Annotated in this window: 20 protein-coding genes and 1 tRNA gene; 7 read left to right on the top strand and 14 right to left on the bottom strand. The window is 69.3% G+C overall.

Going from position 1 to position 22,828, the window contains the following annotated elements:
- Positions 1-192 precede the first annotated feature (192 nt).
- Positions 193-771 carry a PaaI family thioesterase gene (locus ACFXI3_RS07655; RefSeq protein ID WP_344287963.1) on the top strand — a complete coding sequence of 193 codons (579 nt, stop codon included), beginning with the start codon at positions 193-195 and terminating at the stop codon, positions 769-771.
- Between the two features lie 58 nt (positions 772-829).
- Here ACFXI3_RS07655 and ACFXI3_RS07650 read toward each other — a convergent pair whose 3' ends face one another.
- The 8 genes from ACFXI3_RS07650 to ACFXI3_RS07615 form a co-directional block, all read right to left on the bottom strand.
- Positions 830-3,289: a tetratricopeptide repeat protein gene (locus ACFXI3_RS07650; RefSeq protein ID WP_378398724.1), complete on the bottom strand. Its 2,460-nt coding sequence runs from the start codon at positions 3,287-3,289 to the stop codon at positions 830-832.
- A gap of 724 nt (positions 3,290-4,013) precedes the next feature.
- Positions 4,014-4,946 carry a glutamate ABC transporter substrate-binding protein gene (locus ACFXI3_RS07645; RefSeq protein ID WP_378398722.1) on the bottom strand — a complete coding sequence of 311 codons (933 nt, stop codon included), beginning with the start codon at positions 4,944-4,946 and terminating at the stop codon, positions 4,014-4,016.
- 29 nt (positions 4,947-4,975) lie between these two features.
- Positions 4,976-6,364 carry a hypothetical protein gene (locus ACFXI3_RS07640; RefSeq protein ID WP_344287961.1) on the bottom strand — a complete coding sequence of 463 codons (1,389 nt, stop codon included), beginning with the start codon at positions 6,362-6,364 and terminating at the stop codon, positions 4,976-4,978.
- A gap of 91 nt (positions 6,365-6,455) precedes the next feature.
- Positions 6,456-7,511, bottom strand: coding sequence for an NAD(+)/NADH kinase (locus tag ACFXI3_RS07635; protein ID WP_344287959.1), 1,056 nt, complete (start codon positions 7,509-7,511; stop codon positions 6,456-6,458).
- Between the two features lie 144 nt (positions 7,512-7,655).
- Entirely contained in the window at positions 7,656-7,877 is a 222-nt protein-coding gene (locus ACFXI3_RS07630; RefSeq protein WP_009071751.1) for a heavy-metal-associated domain-containing protein, read from the bottom strand.
- A gap of 179 nt (positions 7,878-8,056) precedes the next feature.
- Positions 8,057-8,260 (bottom strand): cold-shock protein, encoded by a 204-nt coding sequence (locus ACFXI3_RS07625; RefSeq protein WP_009071749.1) that lies wholly within the window; start codon positions 8,258-8,260, stop codon positions 8,057-8,059.
- 211 nt (positions 8,261-8,471) lie between these two features.
- Entirely contained in the window at positions 8,472-8,813 is a 342-nt protein-coding gene (locus ACFXI3_RS07620; protein ID WP_378398690.1) for a hypothetical protein, read from the bottom strand.
- 231 nt (positions 8,814-9,044) lie between these two features.
- Positions 9,045-10,688 carry a thiamine pyrophosphate-binding protein gene (locus tag ACFXI3_RS07615; RefSeq protein ID WP_378398688.1) on the bottom strand — a complete coding sequence of 548 codons (1,644 nt, stop codon included), beginning with the start codon at positions 10,686-10,688 and terminating at the stop codon, positions 9,045-9,047.
- Between the two features lie 124 nt (positions 10,689-10,812).
- Between ACFXI3_RS07615 and ACFXI3_RS07610 the strand changes: the two genes are divergently transcribed.
- The gene (locus ACFXI3_RS07610) at positions 10,813-12,093 is read left to right on the top strand and encodes a hydroxyacid-oxoacid transhydrogenase (protein WP_378398686.1); all 1,281 of its coding nucleotides are present in this window, start codon (positions 10,813-10,815) and stop codon (positions 12,091-12,093) included.
- Positions 12,087-12,494, top strand: a complete 408-nt coding sequence (locus tag ACFXI3_RS07605; protein WP_378398684.1) for an acyl-CoA thioesterase — start codon at positions 12,087-12,089, stop codon at positions 12,492-12,494. The genes ACFXI3_RS07610 and ACFXI3_RS07605 overlap by 7 nt, the downstream gene beginning before the upstream one ends.
- Here ACFXI3_RS07605 and ACFXI3_RS07600 read toward each other — a convergent pair whose 3' ends face one another.
- Positions 12,495-13,436, bottom strand: a complete 942-nt coding sequence (locus tag ACFXI3_RS07600; protein WP_378398683.1) for a helix-turn-helix transcriptional regulator — start codon at positions 13,434-13,436, stop codon at positions 12,495-12,497. It abuts the gene before it with no gap.
- Between the two features lie 45 nt (positions 13,437-13,481).
- Between ACFXI3_RS07600 and ACFXI3_RS07595 the strand changes: the two genes are divergently transcribed.
- Positions 13,482-14,570 carry an epoxide hydrolase family protein gene (locus ACFXI3_RS07595; RefSeq protein ID WP_378398682.1) on the top strand — a complete coding sequence of 363 codons (1,089 nt, stop codon included), beginning with the start codon at positions 13,482-13,484 and terminating at the stop codon, positions 14,568-14,570.
- Between the two features lie 68 nt (positions 14,571-14,638).
- A tRNA-Lys gene (locus ACFXI3_RS07590) sits at positions 14,639-14,711 on the top strand.
- A gap of 178 nt (positions 14,712-14,889) precedes the next feature.
- Here the strand turns inward: ACFXI3_RS07590 and ACFXI3_RS07585 are convergent.
- A complete protein-coding gene (locus ACFXI3_RS07585) occupies positions 14,890-15,447 on the bottom strand; it encodes an MOSC domain-containing protein (RefSeq protein WP_378398720.1) in 558 nt (185 codons plus the stop codon).
- A gap of 342 nt (positions 15,448-15,789) precedes the next feature.
- Positions 15,790-16,425 carry a TetR/AcrR family transcriptional regulator gene (locus ACFXI3_RS07580; protein ID WP_378398681.1) on the bottom strand — a complete coding sequence of 212 codons (636 nt, stop codon included), beginning with the start codon at positions 16,423-16,425 and terminating at the stop codon, positions 15,790-15,792.
- On the opposite strand from ACFXI3_RS07580, the gene ACFXI3_RS07575 reads away from it, so the two are divergent.
- Both ACFXI3_RS07575 and ACFXI3_RS07570 read left to right on the top strand, forming a co-directional pair.
- On the top strand, positions 16,411-16,881 hold the full coding sequence (locus tag ACFXI3_RS07575; RefSeq protein ID WP_378398679.1) for an iron chaperone: 471 nt from the start codon (positions 16,411-16,413) through the stop codon (positions 16,879-16,881). The two genes, ACFXI3_RS07580 and ACFXI3_RS07575, sit on opposite strands and share 15 nt — an antisense overlap.
- Before the next feature lie 273 nt (positions 16,882-17,154).
- Positions 17,155-18,048 (top strand): hypothetical protein, encoded by an 894-nt coding sequence (locus ACFXI3_RS07570; RefSeq protein WP_378398677.1) that lies wholly within the window; start codon positions 17,155-17,157, stop codon positions 18,046-18,048.
- Positions 18,049-18,110: 62 nt separating this feature from the next.
- Here ACFXI3_RS07570 and ACFXI3_RS07565 read toward each other — a convergent pair whose 3' ends face one another.
- The 3 genes from ACFXI3_RS07565 to ACFXI3_RS07555 form a co-directional block, all read right to left on the bottom strand.
- A complete protein-coding gene (locus ACFXI3_RS07565) occupies positions 18,111-19,079 on the bottom strand; it encodes a helix-turn-helix transcriptional regulator (RefSeq protein WP_378398675.1) in 969 nt (322 codons plus the stop codon).
- A 10-nt stretch (positions 19,080-19,089) separates the two neighbouring features.
- Positions 19,090-19,488, bottom strand: coding sequence for an STAS domain-containing protein (locus ACFXI3_RS07560; protein WP_378398673.1), 399 nt, complete (start codon positions 19,486-19,488; stop codon positions 19,090-19,092).
- 138 nt (positions 19,489-19,626) lie between these two features.
- Positions 19,627-22,743, bottom strand: coding sequence for a BTAD domain-containing putative transcriptional regulator (locus ACFXI3_RS07555; protein WP_378398672.1), 3,117 nt, complete (start codon positions 22,741-22,743; stop codon positions 19,627-19,629).
- Positions 22,744-22,828 lie beyond the last annotated feature (85 nt).

The following is a 22,828-nucleotide window of genomic DNA, read 5'->3' as shown; positions in this document are numbered from 1 at the left end:
CTCCTCCTGCACACGTCCCGGTCCATCCGTTGGAGCACATTTCCCCAGTCTTGACCCGTTGAACCAAGCTGGCAGGGTGAGTCGCGAAATTTCTACCGTGCGGAATTTTCCGACTACCCTGCGCTGAGGAAATGGGCCCGCGCCGGTCAGGGCGGGTGCCGACGGGTCCTTCCGCCGGGTTAACGTCGTCCCATGAGTCCTGTTTCCGGCCCGTGGCCGCCCGTGCCGGTGGAGCCGCCGGAGATCCACCCGAAGGCCCCCGCGCCCGGCACTGAGCTAGGCGCCCACTTCGCCGAATGCTTCGGCTGCGGCGACGAGGTAGACGGCGGCCTGCACTTGAAATCAGCCATCGCCGAGGGTTACACGGTGCACTCGAAGTTCACCGTGACGTCCGCGCATCAGGGCGCGCCTGGGCTCGCGCACGGCGGCCTGCTGGCGTGTGCCTTCGACGAGGCGCTCGGCTCGACGGTCGGAAACCTGCTGCACCGGCCCGCGGTGACGGGAAAGCTCGAGACGGACTTTCGCCGCCCGGTGCCGGTCGGGTCCACGTTGTACATCGAGGCCCGGCTGGACGGGGTCGCCGGTCGGAAGATCTACGTGAGCGCGGACGGGCACCTGGACGCCGCCGACGGGCCGGTCGCGGTGAATGCCCGGGCAGTGTTCATCGCAGTGGGGTTCGAGCACTTCAGCACCCACGGCGACCCGCAGGCGCTGGAGAAGCTCGCCGAGCAACACCGCCGCAACAAGCGCGAGTGGGACATCAACCCCTGAGGTCCGTGAAGGGCTCCTTGAGGGACTTAGATTCCCTCAAGGAGCCCTTCACAGACGGTCAGGTGAGGGTGCGAGGACGGATGGCGTTGGCGCGGTCCACCAGCGCGATCCGGTCGGTCGTGTTGTCGGTGAGCCGAGCCAGCGACCGGTAGCAGCGCTCCAGTCCGAATCGGACGTCGCGCTCCTCCAGTTCGCAGCCGAGCACCTTCGCCGTCGTGACCGGCTTCGTCTGGTTCGGCACCTTCAGCCAGTCATACGCCGCTTCAAGGACCTCCGCGCTGAGCCGCGTGTGCCGCTCGGCATCGAGGTTGAGCCGCTGCAACCGACCCGACGCGTCGACCAGGTCGCCCTCGGTGACAGTCGGGTGTTCGCCGGTGCCGGTGCCCTGCGCCCGAGTCTTGATCTTGATCGCCGCAACCTGCGCATCCACGTAATGCGTAGAAGTAGCCGGAACCCCTTCCAGCACCTCAACCGCACTCTCCCGCGCGCCTTGCGCCAGGTACACCCGCGCAAGCCCGAACGCAGCACTCACATACGTCCGGTCAGTCCGCCACACCAGCTCGTAGAACCGCGCGGCACCGAAGTAGTCCCCAACGCCCTCAGCACTAACCGCCAACGCGAGCTTCGGCGCGATCTCGCCGGGCAGATCGTCGTAAACCGCGTCGAACGCCACGTGCGCGACGCGCGGCCGCCCACCGGCCAGCTCGATCAACCCGCGATACCAGTCAATCCGCCAGTCATGCGGAAACCCGTGCCGGATCGCCAAATACTGCGCGGCCTGCAGTTGCCGCTGCGCCTCCACGAACTCGCCCAGCTCGATCCGAGCCCGCACGATCCGCAGCCGCACCTCAATCGACTCACGCGGCGCGGTCGCAAGAGCCTCGATCGCCTCGTGCGGATCAAGCGCAGTCGTCGTAGCAAGCACACCGGCGGCCGGGTCGTCCGTGTCCACCTGCGGAATCGGCAGCCCGGCAACAACCTCGGCGGCATCCGGCAACGGCACCCGCTCGCCCTGCTCAGGCACCACCAGATGAACGCCGAAAGTCCGGCTCTCCGGCCCGAACACCGTCGACGCGGCCGGCCGAGGCTGCCCAGTCCCCAGCGCCATGATCTCGCGCAGCACACCGGTCAACTGATCAGCCATGTCATCAGCGGCGATGAACCGCCGATCCGGATCAGCATGCGTAGCGCGCTTCAGGAACCGGTAGTACGACCCGAAAAGCGCGAACAACGGCACCGCGTCAGGCCCGGGCAGCGTGTTCTTGAACTCCCGCGTGTAGCCAGCGAACTCGAAGCTCAGCACAGCCAACGTCCGGCCGACCGTGTACAGGTCCGAGGACACCGAAGCGCCGTGCGACGCCAGCTCGGGCGCGCTGTAGCCGGTGGTGAAGAACAGCGGGCTCTCGTAGTCGTCGAGCCGCCGCACCGCGCCGAGGTCGATCAGCTTGAGCTGCTCGCGGGTCTGGATGACGTTGTCGGGCTTGAGGTCGCAGTACAGCAGGCCCTGGCCGTGCAGGTAGCCGAGCGCGGGCAGGATCTCCAGGCCGTACGCGATGACCTGGCCGATGGGCAGCGGCTCCGGCCGGTTGCTCTCGCGGTGGTGCTGCAGCGCGAGCTCGCGCAGCGACTGGCCGCCGACGTACTCCATGACGATGTAGCCGACGGAGTTGCCGGTCTGCGCGTCCGGATGCTGCACGAAGTTGTGGATCTTGACGATGTTCGGGTGCTCGACCTCGGCGAGGAACCGCTGCTCGTTCGCCGCGGCGGCCATCGCGGTGGAGTCGCCGGTGTCGATGAGGCCCTTCAGCACGACCCAGCGGTCGGACACGTTGTGGTCCTTGGCCAGGTAAATCCAGCCGAGACCGCCGTAGGCGAGCGCGCCGAGCACCTCGTACTGGCCGCCGACGACCTCGTGCGCCTTCAGCTTCGCGATGAACGAGAACGACGTGCCGCACTTCTCGCAGGTGCCTTCGGGCTCGCCCGGCTGGCCGTCCTTGCCTCGGCCGACCTTCGCGCTGCAGTTGCCGCAGAACCGCTTGTCCTCGGCCACCACCGGGTTCGCCAGTACCGCGGTCGACGGATCGCGGTACGGCACCGGCGGCACGTCGATGAGACCCGCGCCGAGCCGTCCGCGCCGGGACCGGCGGGTGCCGCGCGAGCCGGTGCGCCGCGAGGTGCCGGGGAACGAGCCGGTTCCGGTTCCGGTGCCTTGCGAGCCCTGCGAACCGTGGGTGCCGGTGCCGTGGCCTTCGCTGCCGCCGGAGGGCAGGACGCTGTCCGTGCCGTGATCGGGCAGCGGGCCGCCGTCGGCGGGGGCCACCCGCGGCGCCGGCGGCATGATGCTCTGGGTGTGCGGCGTCGGGCTGGCCAGCACGCTGGTCGGCATCGGCGCGGCCGGGTCGACCGGCGCGACCGGCTGGTTGGACTGCGGCAGGATCACCGGCGCGAGGTCGCCCGGCGGACGCGTGGGGGCTTCCCCGCCCTCGACCGGACGCTGGCCCTGAGCCGCGGCGCCCATCGGGATCGGGCCGGAGTTCGGGCCGGCGGCGCGGTTCTCCGGCGAACGGGGCGGACGCCCGCTCTGGGGCTGCTGAGCCTGCTGCGGCCGGTTCGGCGGGACCGGTCGCTGCCCGGTGCGCGACTGCGGCGGATACGGCTGGCCCTGGGACGACGGAGCGGGCTGGCCTGGCGCGGCAGCCGGATACTGCTGGCCTTGTGTAGGCGGACGGCCCTGCGGCGGCATCGGCTGGCCGCCGCGCGGAGCCGGACGGCCCTGCGTCCACGGCGGCTGACCTGCCTGACCCGGCTGCGGGGCCTGAGCCGACTGCCCTGGCTGCGAGGGCTGTCCTGCCTGACCCGGTTGACCGGGCTGTCCTTGCTGCTGTGCCTGCCCCTGCTGAGCCCCGGGACCGGACGGCCCCCGCTGCCCGCCCTGAGGACGCTGCACCGGAGCGTTGATCAACGTCTCGGCGTCGGGATCCGGCTGCGGGTTGAGCCGCCCGGACACCGACGGTTCCGGGGTGTCCCAGCGCACCGGCGGCGGCGGAGTCCACGAAGCGTCGGCCGCCTCGCCTCGCCCGGACGGCTGCTCCGCGGCTTTCGCCTGGTCGCCGTCCCCCTCCGGTGCTGCGTGCCGAGGACGGCGCGCCTCCTCCGACACAACTACCTCCCGAGCTCCCCGCGGCAAACCTGCCGCTCAAAAAGTACAACTTGCGCGGCGCCCGCGCCGCAAGACCGGCCGGTCAGCCGTATTGCGGGGACGGCGGGTTCGCCGGCCCCAGCCGCGCGCCGACCCAGTTCTGGTAACTGCTGGCCCAGGTGCCGTCGCCGCGGATCTTGTCCAGCACCGCGTTCACGAAGCGGACCAGATCCTCCTCGTCCTTCGGGACCCCGACGCCGTAATTCTCCTGCGTCATCGGATCGCCCGCGACCTTCACCGTCGGGTCCTGCGCGGCCATGCCGGCCAGGATCGTGTCGTCCGTGGAGACCGCGTCGACCTGGCCCTGCTGCAGCATCACCAGGCAGTCCGACCAGTTCGGCACCGACACCGCGACCGGTTTGGCCGGGTCGGTGGCGATCTTCGCGAGCGAGGTCGACTTCGCCGCCGCGCACACGCGTTTCCCGGCGAGATCGGACAGCGACTGCGCGTTCGACGACTTCGGCACCAGGATCTTCTGCCCGGCCACGTAGTACACCGACGAGAACTGCACCTGCTTGCGGCGGGCGCAGGTGATGCTGTAGGTCCGGACCACCACGTCGACCTGGTGTTCCTTGAGCACCGTCTCGCGCTGCGAGGACGTGATCGCCCGGTACTGCACGTGCCCGTCGGAGCCGAAAATCGCTTTGGCGATCTCGTTGACCAGGTCGATGTCGAAGCCTTCGAGCTTGCCGGTCTTCGGATTCCGGAAACCGAAGAGGTACGTCGTCTGGTCGACGCCCGCGATGAGCTTCCCGCGCTCCTTGATCTTCTGCAGGCTCGGCCCGGAGGTGTCCAGACCATTCGGCGCGAGGCTGGCCAGCGGGTTGCAGCTGGTGTCGGAGTCGCCGCCGGCCGCGGCGTCGGGGCCGCCGACGCCCGCCGGGGTCGGCCAGGCCGCGTCGGTGACCGGCGCGGCCTCCATCGGCTGGTCCGCCGTCCCGCAGGCGGCGGCGAGAACCGCGACCACCGCGAGCACGGCAGTCCGGACGAAGTGCCGCGACCGGATCACCTGTACTCCCTCAATCTCTCTCGCACGCCGACTGTCACGCCGCCCGCCGCGAGCACCGACAGCACGCCTACGCCCGCCGCGAGCGCGGTGAGCGCATTGTCGCCGGATCTGGTGCTGTCGAGGAATTCCTGACGGCAGACGTCGATCGCGGCCTGGAGGTTCGTGTCGAGCCGGGCGAACGCGGCGGCGGCGCTGTTCGGGCTCACGCTCGTCGCGAAGTCCACCGCCTCCTGGTACTGCCCGCCGTCGTCGAGGCGGCGTACCTGAAGGTGGGCCAGCGACCATTCGCGCGCGGCCTGTTCCGCGGCTTCGATCTTCTTCTCCCCCGCGGTGCCGGACGCGAGGTCGCGCGCCTGGCCGAGCAGGCCGCCCTTGCCGTCCGCGCCGACGAGATTCTCGGCCAGCTTGATGAACTGCTGCTCGTACGCGCCGCCGTCGCCGCGCGCGACCAGCGTGAGGGTTTCGTCCGCGCGTGCCTGCAGCGCGTAGATCCGGGCCCGCACCAGGATGTCGACCTGCGACGTGCCGTCGGTGCGCCCGGTCGCGACGAGACTGCCCTGCACGACGAGCGCGACCGCGCCCCACAGCAGCGACAGCACCATGCAGCCGGTGGCCACGAGCAGACCGATGTTCAGCACGCGGTTTGTCCGGCGGGTCAAGTAGATCTGCGCGACCACCAGCGCCGCGAGCGCGGCGAGGACCAGCGCGACCGCTGCCCACGGCACGTCGCTGCTGCTGTCCTGCTCGTCGGAAAGCTTCTGGGTGTGCGCTTTGTAGAGCGAGTCCGCGGCGGGCAGGATCGTCGAGCGCATCAGCTGCGAAGCCTCGCGCAGATACGAAGCGCCGGACGGGAAACCCTGCCGGTTGTTCGCCCGCGCGGTCTCGACGATCCCGGTGTAGACCGGAACCTTCTGGTTGAGAATGTCCACCTGGTTGGCGGCGTTGCCGACGTCAGTGGTGTCCGACGCCGCGCGGGCGAGCGCGGATCCCGCTTCGGCGATGTCCTGCTCGTACCGCTTCCGCAGCGCGGGCGGTTCAGTGCCGACGGAAAGGAAAGCGCTGGCCGCGGTGGCGTCCGCGTCCGACAGCGAGCGGAACACCTGCTGCGCGGCCGCCGCGAGCGGTTCGCGGTGGTCGATCAGGCCGTTGATCGTGTTGTCCTTGTCCTTCACGGACAACACGCCGACGAGCCCGGCCACCAGCGACAGCACCACCAGCGCGACCGCGATCAGCGACAGCTTGCCGGGCGTGGTGGTCGTCGATCTGACGACCGCTCGCACCGCCTGGCCGGGCAGGTCCAGCAGCCCGGCGATTCCGCTGCGGCCCCGAAATTCCTCCGGTGGGGGCTCGGCAGTCGTTTCCGGCCGCGTCGCAGTGCTGCTCATCCCCGATCCTCCCCGTGTGCCACTCGCAGAAGGTAGCCGGTCGGGCAAGTCGCAGCGAACGACACCCGGAAGGTGTCACCTGCACGTGATCTCAGCCAGCGCAGCGACCGTGACTTCGGCCTTTCTCTCCGGTTCCGCTTGTAGCGGTGCTGCGCAGCAACCCCTGGGTTGCTGCTTCGGCCATTGCCGCGCGTACGTCGACGCACCACGGACCGTCTGCGCGCAGTTCGACGTACGCGCCTTCGCCGTTCTTCAACTCCAGCTCGCGTTCTCCGTCTACCGCGATAACGCCGCCACCTGCGGCAAGGTCGACGCGTACGCCGGGACGCAGCACTCCCCAGCCGCGTACGCCGACTGGACGCACCACGCCGGGCGCGATGGCGGCGTGCACCACGTACGCGGAGCTCTCGACTGGACCAAGCTGTAGCGCTACGCCATCCGCGCTAGAACGAGAACTCGGACACAGCTGTCCGGCGATGCTCGACAGGCCAATGCCGTCCGGCTCGGCGAAGGTGCAGTACAGCTCGGTGAGCGCGGTGGGATCCCAGAGCGCCTTCGCGCCGACGTGTTTGTTCATCGAGACCGCGACGTCCACCAACGCGATCTCGCGGCGGTTCTTCGTGACGACCTCGAGCATGCTGACCCGCTGGGTCACGAGGTCCGCGTCGACCTGGCCGCTCGCGACCATCCCGGCGGCCAGCCCGGCCACCGTGGCCTCGCCGGCCTGCGGGAACGCGTTGTTTGTACCAGTCGGCAGCGCGAGCAGCGGCACGTCGCCGCAGGCCTTCGCGGCGACCCGGGCGGTGCCGTCGCCGCCGAGGCACACGATCACACCGGCCCCGGCGTCGACCATCCGGCGCACCGCGTTGACGGTGTCCTGCGCGGTGCCGGTGAGCGTGTCCTCGTCGCAGAACTCGACCGCGGGCAGCGGGTCGCGGCCGAGGTCGCGCAGCACGGCGGCGGAGATGCCGCCGAGATCAGTCGAGAGCAGCACGCGTTCGACGCCGGTCACCGCGAACGCCGACAGCAGCCGGCGCACCAGGTTGGCCTTCTCCTCGACCGGGACGGCCGACGCCTGCGTGACGAGTCTTCGGATGTCCTGTCCGGAGGCAGGGTTCGCCACTATCCCCGCAACGACTGCCCCCATCGGGCACCCCCCAAGTCTGCTGCCGCCAGGGGGCCAGCACACACGTCCGGCCGCGCGGAGGAAAGGGTTGCACGGACGTTGCATCGCACCGTGCCTCCACGCCGGCCAGAGCCTACCCTGGGTTCCCGCGTGGCTACCCATCGTTCAAACGAGAGAAGCAAGCCCTTCGTAGGTGTACCCGGCTTCCTCGACGGCGGCGCGGACAGCCGTCTCGTCGAGGGCTTCGGCGCTGCGGACCGTCACGTGTCCGGTTTCGACGTCCACGGTCACGTTCTCGACCCCGGGCACCTCGGTGAGTTCTTCGGTGACCGACTGCGCGCAGTGGCCGCAGGACATCCCGGTGACGAGATAAGTGTTTTCGCTCATGTCCGGGAGCCTACGAGCCCGCGGACTGGCCACGATCGGGTGATCCACAATGGCCGGTCAGGCACAGAAAGCCTTGGCGGGCAACAGGATCCGCATGGTGAGACAGCCCGGGCCCGGAGACGAAAGAAGCCACCACCCCCGGAACCGGGAGTGGTGGCGACTTAGCGATTAGACGCAGGTCAGATCAGGCTGACCGACGTGGCCTGCGGGCCCTTCTGGCCCTGGCCGATCTCGAACTGCACGCGAGCGTTCTCCTCGAGGGTACGGAAACCGTTGCCCTGGATCTCGCTGTAGTGCACGAAGACGTCGCCGCCGCCGTTGTCGGGAGTGATGAAGCCGAACCCCTTCTCGGAGTTGAACCACTTCACGGTGCCCTCAGTCATCTAAACAATCTCCATACATAACACCAAAACAGGAAGCCGACCGACGTCCTGGGCCCAGACACGGGCGAGATGTGTTCCCCGAAGAGGAAGATCACGCCCGCTGAGTTCTGCGAGCGTGCTTTACCACGAACACAAAAATCGAGACCACCGAAAGTAAAGCACAGCGGAGCGGGCCCGGACAAGCCGACTCACCCCAGTTCGCGCCGCCGGGTCACTCCCCGCTGGCCTGGCGAAGCGGCGCGCCGAACGGCGAGCGCCAGTCAGTGCCCTGGTCGGACGCGACCACGGCGACGTCGTGCGCCTCCGCGCTGGCGCTGAACAGCACCGGAACCACTCCGGACCGGGTCTGCTCGGGCACCTCGGCGACCGCGCCGTGCTCCGGCTCCTCGCGCACGACGGACACCAGCGCACCGGCCCGCGCGGACCGGGCCCGGCCGCGAGCCGTCGCCGCGGCGGTACGGGATTTCCCGTCCTTTTCGTCGGCCATGACGAACTCCCCTCGTTCCTTCCCCGCGGCAAGCGGGGCGATGACCGCGATGGTGCCATCCGGCACCGACAAAATCCGGCCGAAACCGGTTGTCCCCACCCCTGAAACGCGCCGATTGGCCGCGAACCGAGCCGGGGAGCGTGTCCACCCGGGAATTTCCCCAACCGAACGCCGGCCGAACCTAGCCGAGCGAACCGGGTCCGGATGCCGAACCCCGGGAACACCGTCAGGCTACCTGAGCCAACCCCCGGCAGCTACCGAACATTCCCGGCGTTTCCCTGTGTTCTCAGGAAGATTTCAGGTCCCGGACGGTCGCGGGGCTCCGAGAAGCGTGCTGAGCCGCACGTCCGGAGTAACGACGTCGGGGTCCGTGCGCACGTCGATCACACACGGCCGCTGCCGGACGAGCGCGCTCGCGATGATCGGCTCGAGCCGCTCGCGATCGTCCACCGTGTACCCCGCCGCGCCGAGCCCGCGCGCCCACGACGCGAAGTCCGTCAGCGGGATGGTTACTCCGGACAGCCGCCCGTGCGTACGCGCCTGATGCATCGCGAGGGGGCCGTGCAGGCCGTTCTGGAACACGACCACCATCACCGGCGCGCGGTAACGCACAGCGGTCTCGATCTCTTGCCCTGTCATGAGCGTGCCCGCGTCGCCGACCATCGCGACGACAGCTCGCCGCGGCTCGGCGAGCTTCGCCGCTACTGCCGCGGGGACCGCGTACCCCATCGCAGCGTTGCTCGGACCGAGCTGGCTGCGCGGAGCGGTGAAGCACCAGTAGCGGTGCATGAACTGCGCGAAGTTGCCAGCGTCACTTGTGACGATGGTGTCCTCCGGCGCGAGCTTTCGCAGCGCGCGCACGACGTCGACCGGATGTACGCGCGTGTTGTTGCTTGTGTTCGGCGGTGTCATGAAGGTGTGCACGGCGGCGTTCGCGGCCGACGCTCTGCGCGTACGCGGCGAAGCGATCGCACGCAGCTCCTTCAGGAACGGCTCGACCTCAGTGTCCACACGGAACGTCAGGCCGCGGCGGCGCTGTTCGTCGATGCCAGTGCCGGCAAGGACAAGCGTCTGCTGCGGCGTCGGGTAACGGAAGCCCTGCGTCGTGACTTCGTCGAGCTGAGTGCCGAGCGCGAGCACGAGGTCGGCCCGTTCGAGCGCGTCGAGCTGGCGCGCGGGGATGCCGAGACCGAGGTGTCCGGCGTAGCGCGCGTGGTTCTCCGGGAACGCGTCCTGGCGACGGAAAGCGTTGTACACCGGGAGCGCCAGCTCGTCCGCCACCGCGATCAGCTCGTCCCGCGCCGACCGCGCGCGCCCGCCGACGATGACCACCGGGTAGCGCGCTTCGTCCACCAGACCGGCGACAGCTTCAGCCGAACGGCCCAGCGTTCCGGTGGCCGGCGGGCGAACCTTCGCCACCGGTTTGGCCGAGTCGTACGGCACGCCCCACGCGTCGCTGGGCACGCCGATGACGACCGGACCCGGCCGTCCTTCGCGGCAGCGGGCGAGACCTTCGGCGAGGAGATGCGGCACGTCGTCCGGGTCGTCCGCGCGGACGACCCATTTGGCGATCGTTTCGAACATCCCGGTCGAATCGGACGCCGGCACCTCACCGGTGAGCACCGGGTCGAGCGCGGGGGTTTCGAGCAGCACCACCATCGGCGTCTCGTCCTGATACGCCGTCTGCACGCCCATGACCAGCGCGGCGGCGCTCGGACCGCGGCTGGAGAGCAGCACGGCGGGGCGTTCGGTGAGCTTGCCCTCGGCCTCGGCCATGAAGGCGGCGCCCGAATCGTGGCGGGCCGAAACGAGCGTGACGTCGCGCTCGCGGCGGAGCGCGTCGAGCAATTCCAGGAACGACTCGCCGACGACCGCGTACACCCGGCGAACCCGGGCCTCGTTCAAGACGCGTACGGCCGTTTGCGCGACGGTGGTTCCCACTTGGTATCTAATGAGGAGAGCTTAGGGCGGCACCGTGAACCGGCGTCAAGTGATCTTGAACAACTCGCCGCGGGATTGTGCCGATTGCCGGATCGCGCTGCCCACCAGTTGGGAGGACGCCGTCGTGACATCCGCCGAACATGAGACTGTTTTCACTTACGGGGCTCCGGCGCTCAAATACGGAACCGGCTCGAGCGACGAAATCGGATACGATCTTGGCCAGTTCGGCGCGCGCAGAGTGCTCGTCGTCACTGACCCGGTCGTCGCGGCAACCGGCTGGCCCGAGCGGATCGCCGAGGGCATCCGCGGCTACGGGATCGCGGCCGAGACCTTCGACGGCGTACACGTCGAGCCCACCGACGTCAGCATGCAGAAGGCTGTGGACTTCGCGCGCGGCACCGGCCCGTACGACGCGTTCGTGGCGGTCGGCGGCGGCTCCAGCATCGACACCGCGAAGGCCGCCAACCTGCTGACCAGCAACGACGGCGACCTGATGGACTACGTCAACGCGCCGGTCGGCGGCGGCCGCGCGCCGGCGAATCCGCTGAAGCCGCTGGTCGCGGTGCCGACGACGACCGGTACCGGGTCGGAGAGCACCACGGTGTGCGTGCTGGACGTGCTGTCGCTGCGGGTGAAGAGCGGGATCAGCCACCTGCGGCTGCGTCCGACGCTGGCGGTCGTGGACCCGCGGCTCACGGTCAGCCAGCCCGCCGGGGTCACCGCGGCGAGCGGGATGGACATCCTGTGCCACGCCGCGGAGAGCTACACCGCCAAGCCCTACACCGAGTTCGGCCGGAAGCGGCCGGAGGAGCGGGTGCCGTACTGCGGGTCGAATCCGCTGGCGGACATGTTCGCGGAGAAGTCGCTGCAGCTGCTGTCGTGGGCACTGCCCGCCGCGGTGCGCGACGGCGACGATCTGGCCGCGCGCGAGGCGATGGCGCTGGCCGCGACGTTCGCCGGGCTCGGCTTCGGCAACGCCGGCGTGCACATCCCGCACGCCAACGCGTACCCGATCGCCGGGCAGGTCCGGGATTTCCACCCCGACGGCTATCCCGGAGACGAAGCGATGGTGCCGCACGGCATGGCCGTCTCGCTCACCGCGCCCGCCGCGTTCCGGTTCACCTTCGCCGCGAACCCGGAACGGCACCAGCGCGTCGCCCGGCTGCTGGCCCCGGATTTCGAGTGGTCCGGCGACTTCGCAGATCACCTGCCCGCCGTGCTGACCATGCTGATGCGCGAGATCGGCCTGCCCGCCGGAATCGGCGCGGTCGGCTATCGCGAGTCCGATGTGGACTCTCTCGTGGAGGGAACGCTGAAGCAGCAACGGTTGCTGGCCACCGCGCCGCGCACACCGTCCGAAAAGGACCTGGCCGGGATTCTGCGCGACTCGGTGCAGCTGTGGTGAACTACCCGCATTGGCAGACGGTTCCGTTGCGGTGGAAGGACAACGACGTCTACGGGCACGTGAACAACGTCGTGCACTACTCGCTGATGGACACCGTCATCAACACCTGGCTGATCGAACGCGGCGGCCTCGACATCGAGTCCGGGCCGGTGATCGGGTTGTGCGTGGAATCGCGTTGTGCTTACCACGCCTCGGTTTCGTTCCCGGACACTCTGCGGATCGGACTGCGGGTGGCGCACCTCGGGCGATCGAGTGTGCGGTACGAGATCGGGATGTACTCGGCCTCTGAGACTTTGGTGGCGGAGGGGCATTTCGTGCACGTGTTCGTGGATCGCGAGTCCCGGCGGCCGGTCGAGGTGACTGGGAAGTTGCGGGAATCGTTGGCGGAGCTGGCTGTTTGATCATTTGGCCGCGCGCAGCGCCCGGCCGCCGAGTTCGCGCAGGTGCTCCATCAGCTCCGGCGGCTCGTGCACCTCGAACTCGCGGCCGAGGCTGGTCAGCCGGAACGCCAGCCACTCCAGAGTGTCGGCCGGGCTGACGACGCGGCAGGTGCGATCGTCCACCGCGGTCACTTCGCTTGCCGCGCCCCAAATCCGCGCCACCTCGTCCGCCGGCGCGTGCACGGTGACCACCGCGCGATGCGTCGGGCGGGAGGTGTGCAGCTTCTTGGTCACGTACGCCGCCGGGTCCTCCGCGGGCAGATCTCTTGCGGTGAACCGGGTCCCGATGGGTCTTGGTTTTTCGATGCGGTCGACGCGAAAGACCCGCCAGTCGTCCCGGTCGGTGTCGAACGCCAGCAGGTACCAGCGACGACCGGACGACACCAGATGATGCGGCTCGACCAGCCTTTTCGTCGCCTCTTTGGCGAGGTAGTCGAACCGCAGCCGCTCGTGGTTGGCGATCGCCGTCGCGAGGACCGTGAGCGACTCCGGATCCACGCGCGGTCCGTCGTTCACCGGCAGCGGCACCGTCGCCTTGCTCAGCACGCTCACCCTGCGCCTCAATCGGGACGGCAAGACCCTCTCCAGCTTGGTCAGCGCCCGCACCGACGCCTCGTCAATCCCCGTCACCGCGTGTCCCGATGCCATCCGCAACCCGACCGCGATCGCGACCGCCTCCTCGTCGTCGAGCAGCAACGGCGGCATCGCACTGCCCGCGACCAGGCGATATCCGCCCTCCGCGCCCATCGTCGCCTCGACCGGATACCCCAGCTCGCGCAACCGCTCGATGTCCCGGCGAACCGTGCGCCCCTCGACGCCGAGCCGCTCCGCCAGCTCACTGCCCGGCCACTGCCTCGGCGTCTGCAACAAAGACAGCAACTGCAGTAATCGCGCCGCACTCATGATCTAGGACCATATCTGACCTACATGGCCTCTAGCGTTCTCACCATGAACATTCGCCCGTTCCGCATCGACATCTCCGACGCCGCCGTCGCCGACCTGCGCGCCCGGCTCACCCAGACCCGCTGGCCGGCGCCACTGCCCGGCGAAGGCTGGGACCGCGGCGTGCCGACCGACTGGCTGCGCGAGGTCGCGTCCTACTGGGCGACCGGCTACGACTGGCGCGCCCACGAGGCCCGGTTGAACGAATTCCCGCAGTTCCAGACCGAAATCAATGGGGTCGACCTGCACTTCCTGCACGTCCCTTCTGCTGTTTCGGATGCCACGCCGCTGTTGCTGACGCACGGCTGGCCGAACTCCTTCGTCGAGTTCGCTGACCTGATCGAGCACCTGTCGGACTTCCACGTCGTGGTGCCTTCACTGCCCGGTTTCGGCTTCTCCTCCGCCCCCGGCACCGGCTGGGACACCGCCCGCGTGGCCCGCGCGTGGGCCGAACTGATGCGCCGCCTGGGCTACCGCGACTACGTCGTCCAAGGCGGCGACCTCGGTGCCTATGTAGCCCCAGAAGTCGCGCGGGTCGGTCCGGTGCTGGGCGTCTACATCACCGCCGGCCTGGGGATTCCTGGTGAAGGCGACTTAGGTGAGCTGGACTCGGCGGAGCGTGCCGCGTTCACCGAGATGATGTCGCAGGACTGGATGAACGGCGTCGACCACCACTCACTGCTGCGCGCCGCGCCGCAGACGTTCGCTTACGGATGGAACGACTCCCCCGTGGGCGCGCTGGCTTGGATGGCACAGAAGTTCCACGAGTTCGGTGGTGGCGGCCGGACCCTGGACGAGATGCTGGACGGGTTCCTGACGAACCTGAGCGTGTACTGGTTCACCGGGACCTTCGGGACGTCGTCGTGGTCGTTCTATTCGAGCACCGGTTTCGCCTGGCCGCGGGGCCAGAAGGAGGCCCCGACCGGGGTGTACAGCGGGGTGCCGGGGATCCGACGGCTGGCCGCGCGGGAGTCGGAGATCGTGCACTGGCCGGTCGACAATCCGGCCGGTCACCACTTCATCGCGATGGATCAACCGGAGGCTTACGCAGCCGATCTTGCTCGGTTCGTGACGCAGGTCCGGTCTATGCGATGAGGCCGGGCTGCCGGGGTGGACACCCACCCCGGCGAGGGGCCGGGCGGTGCCCGCTAGACTGAGCGCGCGGGCCGTTAGCTCAATTGGTAGAGCTGCGGACTTTTAATCCGTAGGTTCTGGGTTCGAGCCCCAGGCGGCCCACTCAAACTTCCAGGTCAGCGGCTTGTCTCGGACCTGCGGTCAAGATCGGCTCCCCGGTTTATCTCCGGTTTTGGAGCGGACGGACTATCCAGCAGCCCCCTCCAAGGCCATCGCGGATCGCCCGCAGGACGTTGTTCGGGTCCCGGAGCGGGCGACAGCAGACATCGAGTCAAGGCACCTAATCCCGCCCGCCGTACAAGCGAGTTGATTGGTCGTCGAGGTGTCCGTCGAGGCGTTTGCGCAGCAGTGTCGCCCAGGAAGCGGGCAGCGCCTCGGGATGGTTGAGGAGATGTTCGGCGGCGGCTCGGTCGGTGCGGTCGATGTTGAGCACGCGGTGCACTTCGGCGACGGTGATTCCGTGCGCCGGGCGGAGGACCAGGTCGAGTCGGTCGCCTGCGGTCAGGCGGCCTGGTCTCGCGACCCGGCAGTAGATGCCGGTTCGGCCAGTGCGTTGGATTTGGACGGCGAGGTCCGGAAGGCCGTGGTGGGCGGCGAGCCGGTAGCACGGGCGGCGTGGCTGGGTTACCTGCAGCGCGACGGTGCCGACGAGGTAGATCGAGCCCACCACGACGTTGTCTTCCAATATCTCCGCGGTGGTGAGGTTTTCGCCGAACGCCGGAGGGGCGACAGTGCCCAGAACTCCGGCCCAGGCCTGGTAATGTTCGCCTGGATAAAGGAGAACTGCCTTGTCCGGACCGCCGTGGTGTTTGCGGTCGCCTTGTTCGTCGTGTGCCAGGCCGAGCGGTCCGACGTCGACTGGACCGTGACTGGGGTTTTCTGGATGCCGGACAGCACTGTGCGGCCGCGCCAGGACATCGGGCGCACGACGCCGGCGGAGACTGCTGCGACGTGGCCGCCGGTCATCGCTTTCCCTTGGGCAGTGGGTGAAAAAGCACGGGAAGCTCCTCTCGAGTGCACGCCAAAGCGGGGCGGCAGGCCGTCGACCTGCCGCCCGCTTCGGATCAGTTGGCCTTGCGCAGCGCGACCTTCGGGAAGTCGATGGGGACCGACAGCGCGACGTTGATGTAGTTGGTGAAGAGGTTGAGCACTGACAACCGCACACCCGCGAAACCCGCTCTCAGGAGCACCCTGCCGCAGTTGTGCCCGCTCGCCCGGCAGTTCCATACGCGGCCATGAACATGTCCAGCAGTTGGTCGACAGTGTCTTCGTCGACCACCCGGGTCGACAGCAGATGGCGGTAATACAACGTGCCGCACAGCACCTCGGCCGCGAACTCCAGGTTCGCGTCCTTCACCAGTTCTCCGGTGTGCTGCGCGCGGGTGATCCGTTCGAGGGTGCGGGTTTCCACGGTGAGCAGGAATCGTTCGTGCAGGGTCGCGCGCAGGGCGGGATCCGCTTGCGCCTCCGCGATCAACCCGCGGTAAACCGGGCCGACCGGGGGGCCGGAGAGTGCGGGGCCCGAGCGCAGGAATTGCTCGCGCAGGTCTGCTCGGACGTCGCCGGTGTCGCGGTAGTCCAGATCCGTGGTCCAGACGCGGCTGAGCGCGTCCAGCAGCAGCGCCGCCATGGAGGGCCAGCGGCGGTAGATCGTGTGTTTGCCGACTCCGGCCCGGCGGGCTACCGCTTCGATGTTCAGGCCCGCGTACCCGACTTCCGCGGCCAGGTCGAGGGTCGCTTGCAGGAGTTCGTCGGTGCGTGCGGCGCCTCTGCGTCGCGGTGCGCTCGAAGGGACACCGCTATGGGCAGAACGCACGAGGGCTTCTCCGCCGAAGAGCGCGCGGCGATGAAGGACCACGCCAAGGAACTGCGGGACGCGAGACGCGCCGGGTCGCGGGCGGACAAGGCGGCGCAGGCGGAGCGGGACGTGCTCGCGAAGATCGCCGAGATGCAGCCGTCGGATCGGGTGATGGCCGAGCGGGTTCATGCCGTCGTCAAGGTGAGCGCGCCAGTCCTGGAGCCGAAGCTCTGGTACGGAATGCCCGCCTACGCGCTGGACGGCAAGGTGGTCTGCTTCTTCCAGAGCGCGGAGAAGTTCAAGGCGCGCTACGCGACGCTCGGGTTCAGCGACCTCGCCGCGCTGGACGACGGTCCGATGTGGGCGGCGGGCTTCGCGCTGGCCGACGTGACGGCAGAAGCGGAGGCGCGGATCAGCGCGCTGGTGAAGCAGGCAGTGAGTCCGGTCCGGAAAGAGCTAGCGGAATCCGCGTGACTGCCATGGCGGCGCTGTCGCGGGCGGCAGCCTGAAAACCCTTGTGTGGCAATACCTCCCACCGAGTTCCGGCAGCAGGCGAGAGCGCGCTGTCGGAACAAGGTGCGCGGGCTTCCCGGTTGCTTTACTGACCGGAGCCGTGCCTTCCCGGTCGTGCGCGGCCGTCCGTTCGGGCAGCCTTGCGTGGTGGCGGCCGGCTGGCACAACCTCCATGACCGCCTGGCGTCTTCTCGGGCAAAGCTTCACCAATTGCCGCTAGAGGGGACGCCGGAGATGGGATTCACCGCGAAGAAGACGGTCAAGATGGCGATGATCGGCGGGGCGATCGCCGCCACCGCGCTTCTTTCCGCTTGCAGCGGGAACACCGCCGGGAACGGGTCGCCGGTGAACAACGCCGCCGTCCAGCAGTCCGCGCCGGGTGCCGCCACCGGCGGGTCCGGGGGCTCCAGCAAGGCGACTGGCAAAGGCGGCAACGTCAGCGAAGAGAACGGCGACGTCAACTGCAGCAAGCTGGACGGCAAGCGGGTCACCCCGCCCGGCGGCCCGCAGATGGACGTGATCGCCGTGTCCGCGACCACCGGCACCAACCCGGGCTGCAACGACGCCTTCAAGGTGATCACCGAGTACTACCAGGAGATCCCGACGAAGGGCGAGGGCCCCGGTCACCGCGTGCTCGACATTTTCGGCCACTGGACCTGCGCCGGATCCGGTGACCAGGCCAACCCCCAGGGCAGCATCTGCGGCAAGGACGGCCGCACCGACTACACGATCGAGACCCGGCCCTCCAGCGGCGGCAAGGGAACGGCGCCGCAGCCTCGCCGGTTCCCGAACACCACCCAGACCGTGCAGTTCACCGGCTACGACGCGAGCGTCAACATGGCCACCTTCCAGCTCGTCCGCCCCCAGGGCCACGGCGAGTACGTGCCGGTCGCCGGCGACACCAAGACCTACCGTCTCCCGCTGGCCGAGCGGGCGATCGTGTGGAGCGCGGCCACGTTGTGCCAGAACGACAACCAGGCCACCGTCGGCGAAGACGGCCTCGGCACCTTCCGCTGCGACGCCGACCAGCTGCGCCGCACCCTCGCCGGCGGGACCCCGGCGCTGGCCCAGATCCTGGTGAGCGGCGACGACCAGATCGCCCAGGTCAAGGAGATCTACCACCCCTGACCGAGCTTCTTCCGACTGTGGGGCGACCGGGAACTCCGGCCGCCCCACAGTCGCGACCGGGGCTAGGACTGGGCTGCGGCGAGAAACTCACCGTGCAAAGTCTGTGAGGGCAACTCGTCATACGCAGCCCGATAGTGCGCGGTAAAAGCACTCGGCCGCGTATACCCCCACCGCGCGGCCACCTGGGTAACAGTCGTCTCCCCTGCGGCGGCACGCAACTCCGCCCGCGCATGGTCGAGGCGAACTCGCCGCAGATAAGCCATCGGCGTCGTATCGAGGTGCCGCCGAAACGCCAGCTGCACAGCCCGCGCTGAAACACCGGCAGCCTGGGCAAGCTCAGCCGCCGTGAGGTCGCGGTCCGGATGAGCTTCAATGAACGCGACGGCGCGACGCAACGCTTGAGGATGAGCGTCAAGGTCCGTGCCGGCCCGCTCCGCCAACGCCGTCGTGGGAAAGGCCGCGAGTACCGCGGCGGCGAGGTGCTGGGTCGCGGTGCTGAGCAGCAACGGCTGCTCAGCGAGGTCCGGAGCGGAGAGGACCTGGTCGCGCACGTAAGTGATAGCCGCGCGCAGGTGGCGGGCGCCGGCCGCGGACACCGGATTGTGGTCGAGCAGCTCTACGGGCTTTTCGGCACCGGCGACACGCGTCAGGACGGCGGGATCGAGCATCGTGATGCTGTACCGCGCCCGGCAGATCCGGCCGGAGTACGGGCGGTCGGGCGGGGAGAAGGAGAAGAGGTCGCCGGGGGCGAAGGCGGCGGGTTCGGCCCATCCGGCGACCTGGTGGTCTTCGATGGTTCCGGCTTCGATGTCGCAGAGGCAGATCCGGCCCAGCGGCTCGACGTCGTAGCTCATGTCGAAGTGCAGGTCCAGCTTGTCGGCGCTGACGCTCTCGGACGCGACGCGCGTGATGTGGGCGCCAGCGTCCTGGCTGCCGCTGCCGATGCGCATCGGGGCATAGGAACTGCAGAGAAACTCTTCGGTGCGGTCCAGGTCCTCGCTCTCGAACACCACCTGCCCGGAAATCGACATGAACTCCCGGTTACCCGCGCGGGTCGGGGATCAAACCGCCCAGCTGGGCGCAGGCGTCGTCGATGGTGGCGACGAGGGCGAGCCGCACGTCGACCCGGGTGAGGCGCAGCGGGCGCAGTACCGCACGGTTGCCGCCGGTCACGACGATCAGCTTTCGTTGCCGGGCGAGCGCGGCGCGGTGGGTTTCGATCATCAGCGACATCCCGACGACGGCCATGAAGTCCAGGCCGGCGCAGTCGAGGACGATGTCGCGTCCGGTCCGGAGCTGTCTGTCGAGTTCTTCGATGAGGTCGTCGGCGGTAGCCAGGTCCAGGGCACCGCTCACCCGTATCAGTACGAGGGAGCCGACGGCCCCGCTCCGGATTTGCAGGTCGCCGGGGCGCAGCGACCGGTCGGTTGTTTCGGACATCAGCGGGTACTCCCTGTCGTCTGTGTGGCCAACGCCGCGAGGGGGAACCGTTCCCCGACAGCACCGCTGAATTTCAAGCTGTCGTCTCCACCGTGCAGGGCTCGGCTGGAACGGTCTAGCGGCATAACCGAACACCGGCTATCCGGAAAACGAACCGTTCCGGCGCAGCCGTGCGGGATCGGTCCGGGTTACCGCCGCCGGAGCGGGCAGGTGCCAGCCGCTCTCGTACGCCGCCGTGAAGCGTTCCTTGCCGAGGGCCAGTCGGCCGCGGCTGCTCAGGGTGCGTACCTGCAGGTCAGTGCGGTCGTGGGCACCGCGCAACCGGGCTGCGGCACCGAGGATGACGGCACCGTCCAGGAAGCGGCCGTACAGCTCGGCCAGGCCGGCCACGGTCACCGCGACGGTGGCCACGATCGGCAGGTCCTTGCTGCTGACCGCGGCCGCGTATGCCCTGGCCAGCGCGGTCTCGGCACCGGGGCCGTCGCCGTGCGCCAGGCAGAGTTCGGCTCGTACGGCGCTCACCAACGCCTGTCCGTGGTCGCCGCCGAACGGGAGTCGGCTGGACAGCCCGGCCTCGGCGGCCTCGATCAGCTCGCGGGCTTGGGCAAGGTCACCGGTTCGCAGGCGGAAGCTGGCCTCTCGGGCGTCGAGCAGAACGACGGTCTCGGGCACGGTCGAGCGCAGCGTGCGTTCGCGGGTGGCGGCGATCATCGTTGCGGCTTGGCCGGTCTCGCCGAGCCGGACGTGCAGGTCGATCAGGCGCAGGTCGATGAAGGTCTCGTCGTTGTGGCTGAGCGAACCGAACTCCTGGGCCAGCCGTTTGGCCTCGGTCAGGTCGGCCAGCGCGCCGTCGAGATCGCCGCCGTATTGCCGCAGCAGGGCGCGCATCGGCAGGGCCATGACAAGGCCCCAACTGTCTCCCGTGTCGGTGAAGCAGTCCAGCGCGGCGGCGACGTCCGGGCCGACCTGGTCGAGGCGGCCGTCGTTTTCGGCCAGTTCGGCGCGGGTGATCCGGGCCAGCCCGGCCAGCCATCGGTCTGGGCCGTCGGCTAGCCGCTGGATGAGCGGTGCCGCGTCGATTCCGGCGCGGGCTGCCAGTTCGGCGGCGGTCAGTACGCCGAAGGCTGGCAGGTCTGGGTAGTTCAGCAGGCGCGTGGCTACCTCGTCGGCTGGTGCACCGGCGTCGAGCAGAAGGGCTCCGGCGGCGATGTCGTGGTGCACGCCCGGATCAGCGGACACGGCGGCTTCGCTGAGCCAGTACGACGCTTCGGCGTGTCGGCCCAGCATGTGCCAGTACCAAGTCAGGTCGAGCGCGAGGGAAAGCGCCGCGCCGGAAGTGTCGCAGAGGTGGCGCAGGGCGGCCAGGATGTTGTCGTATTCGGCGGTCAGCAGGTGGAGTGCGTCGAGTTGCCGGGGACCGCGCAGAGGCGGGTCGTTGACGGCGGCCAGTTCGGCGAAGTGCTGGGCGCCCAGGTCCCGTACGGCAGCCAGGACCCCTTGCTCGGCAAGGCGTTCCAGGCCGTATTCGCGGATGGTCTCCAGCATCCGGTACCGGCCGGGGACGAGTTGGAGCAGCGACCGGTCGACGAGGTCGGCAAGCAGGTCCTGGGCTTGCTCGACCGGGAGGGCACAGACCGCGGCGGCCGAGGCGGGCGTGACTCCGCCGGGCAGGACCGAGATTCGTTCCGCGACCGTCCGCGCGTCTTCGCTGAGCAGATCCCAGCTCCAGGCGATCACCGCGCGCAGCGTGCGGTGCCGGGGGAAGGCGGTTCGGCTGCCGGTGGTGAGCAGCCGGAATCGGTCGGACAGGCCGGAAGCCAGGTCTGCCAAGGAAAGCGTCCGCAGCCGGGCGGCGGCCAGCTCCAGCGCGAGCGGCATGCCGTCCAGACCGCGGACGATGCGCAGGACGTCGTCGAGGTTGCGCTCATCGACGGCGAAATCGGGACGCACGGCGGATGCTCGCTCGGTGAACAGCCGTACTGACGCGGTGTCGCGGACCTGCTCGACGTCAGAGTCCAGCTCTGGCAACGGAAGCGGGCCGAGCGGGACCAGCGCCTCGCCGTCGATCGCCAGGGGTTCGCGGCTGGTGGCCAGCACTCGCAGTCCGGCACAGCGAGGCAGCAGTGCGGAAAGGAGGTGGGCCACGGCGTCGATCAGATGCTCGCAGTTGTCCACCACCAGCAGGCTTTCCTTGCCGCCCAGCTGATCCGCCAGCACCTCCAGGTCGCTGACCGGTTTGGCCGAGGGCTCGAACAGCGCGGTGCCACGGAGTCCGATCGCCGCCAGCATCGCGGCGGCGACCTTGGTCGGTTCGGTGACCGACGAGAGGTCGATCAGCCAGCTGCCGTCGCGGTATTCCCTACGGCGGGCGGCTTCCAAGGCGAGCCGGGTTTTTCCGGCGCCGCCGGGGCCGAGCACGGTGACCAACCGGCCCGCGGCGAGCAGCGTGTCGATCCGGGCCAGATCGTCGGTGCGGCCGACGAAACTGGTCAGCGGCGCGGGCAAGGTGGCCGGCTTGACCGCCTTGACGGGTTCGGCGCGGAGCAGGTTCAGGTGGCGTTCGCGAAGCGCAGTCCCGGGATCAGCGCCCAAAACATCCGCCAGGTTCTCGCGGATTTGTTCGTACTGCGCCAAGGCTTCCGCCTGACGGCCCTGTGCGGCGAGAGCGTCCATGAGCACCGCGGCGGCGCGTTCGTGGACGGGATGGTCGGCCAGCAGGGCAGTCAGGCGAGCGGCGGCGGCGTCGGGATGGCCTTGGGAAAGCTCAGCTTCGGCGAGGTCGGTGACGGCCTCGATCGACAGGCGGGCCAGCCGGGTCGCGGCGGCGGGATCGACTGCGGCGACCGCTGGAGGCTCGACGCCGGGGCGGTCTCCCCACAACGTCACTGCCTCCAGCAAAGCCGGGGCGCGGAGGCGACCCGCGGTGGCGAGTTGCTCGAACCGCAGCGCGTCCACGTCAGCGGCCTCGACGGTCAGCCGGTAACCGCCTCCGACCTGCGTGACCTCGCTGGGCGAACCGAGGGCGCGGCGCAACCGGGAGACCAGCGCCTGCAGGGCGTGCGCGGGGTCGGCGGGCAGGGCGGAGCCCCAGATCGCGTCGACCAAAACGCTCTGCTCGACCGGACGTCCGCCGGCCAGCGCCAGCCGCGCGACCAGCCCCCGTAACCGGGCACCGGGCACCTCCAGTACCTCGGCACCTCGCGCCACCTGAAACGCCCCGAGCAGCGTGACCCGAAGCCGCGCGCTCCCGTCCATTCGACGATCTTCGCGCGAACACCCGGGTCAGCGCCACGTGCCCCCGGGTGAGCGCCGTGTGCGGGCCGTGTGAGCGGCCGTCGGC

This window comes from Amycolatopsis sp. NPDC059235 (genome assembly GCF_042754125.1).
GTDB lineage: Bacteria > Actinomycetota > Actinomycetes > Mycobacteriales > Pseudonocardiaceae > Amycolatopsis > Amycolatopsis albidoflava.
This window is presented reverse-complemented; position numbering and strand designations above follow the sequence as displayed.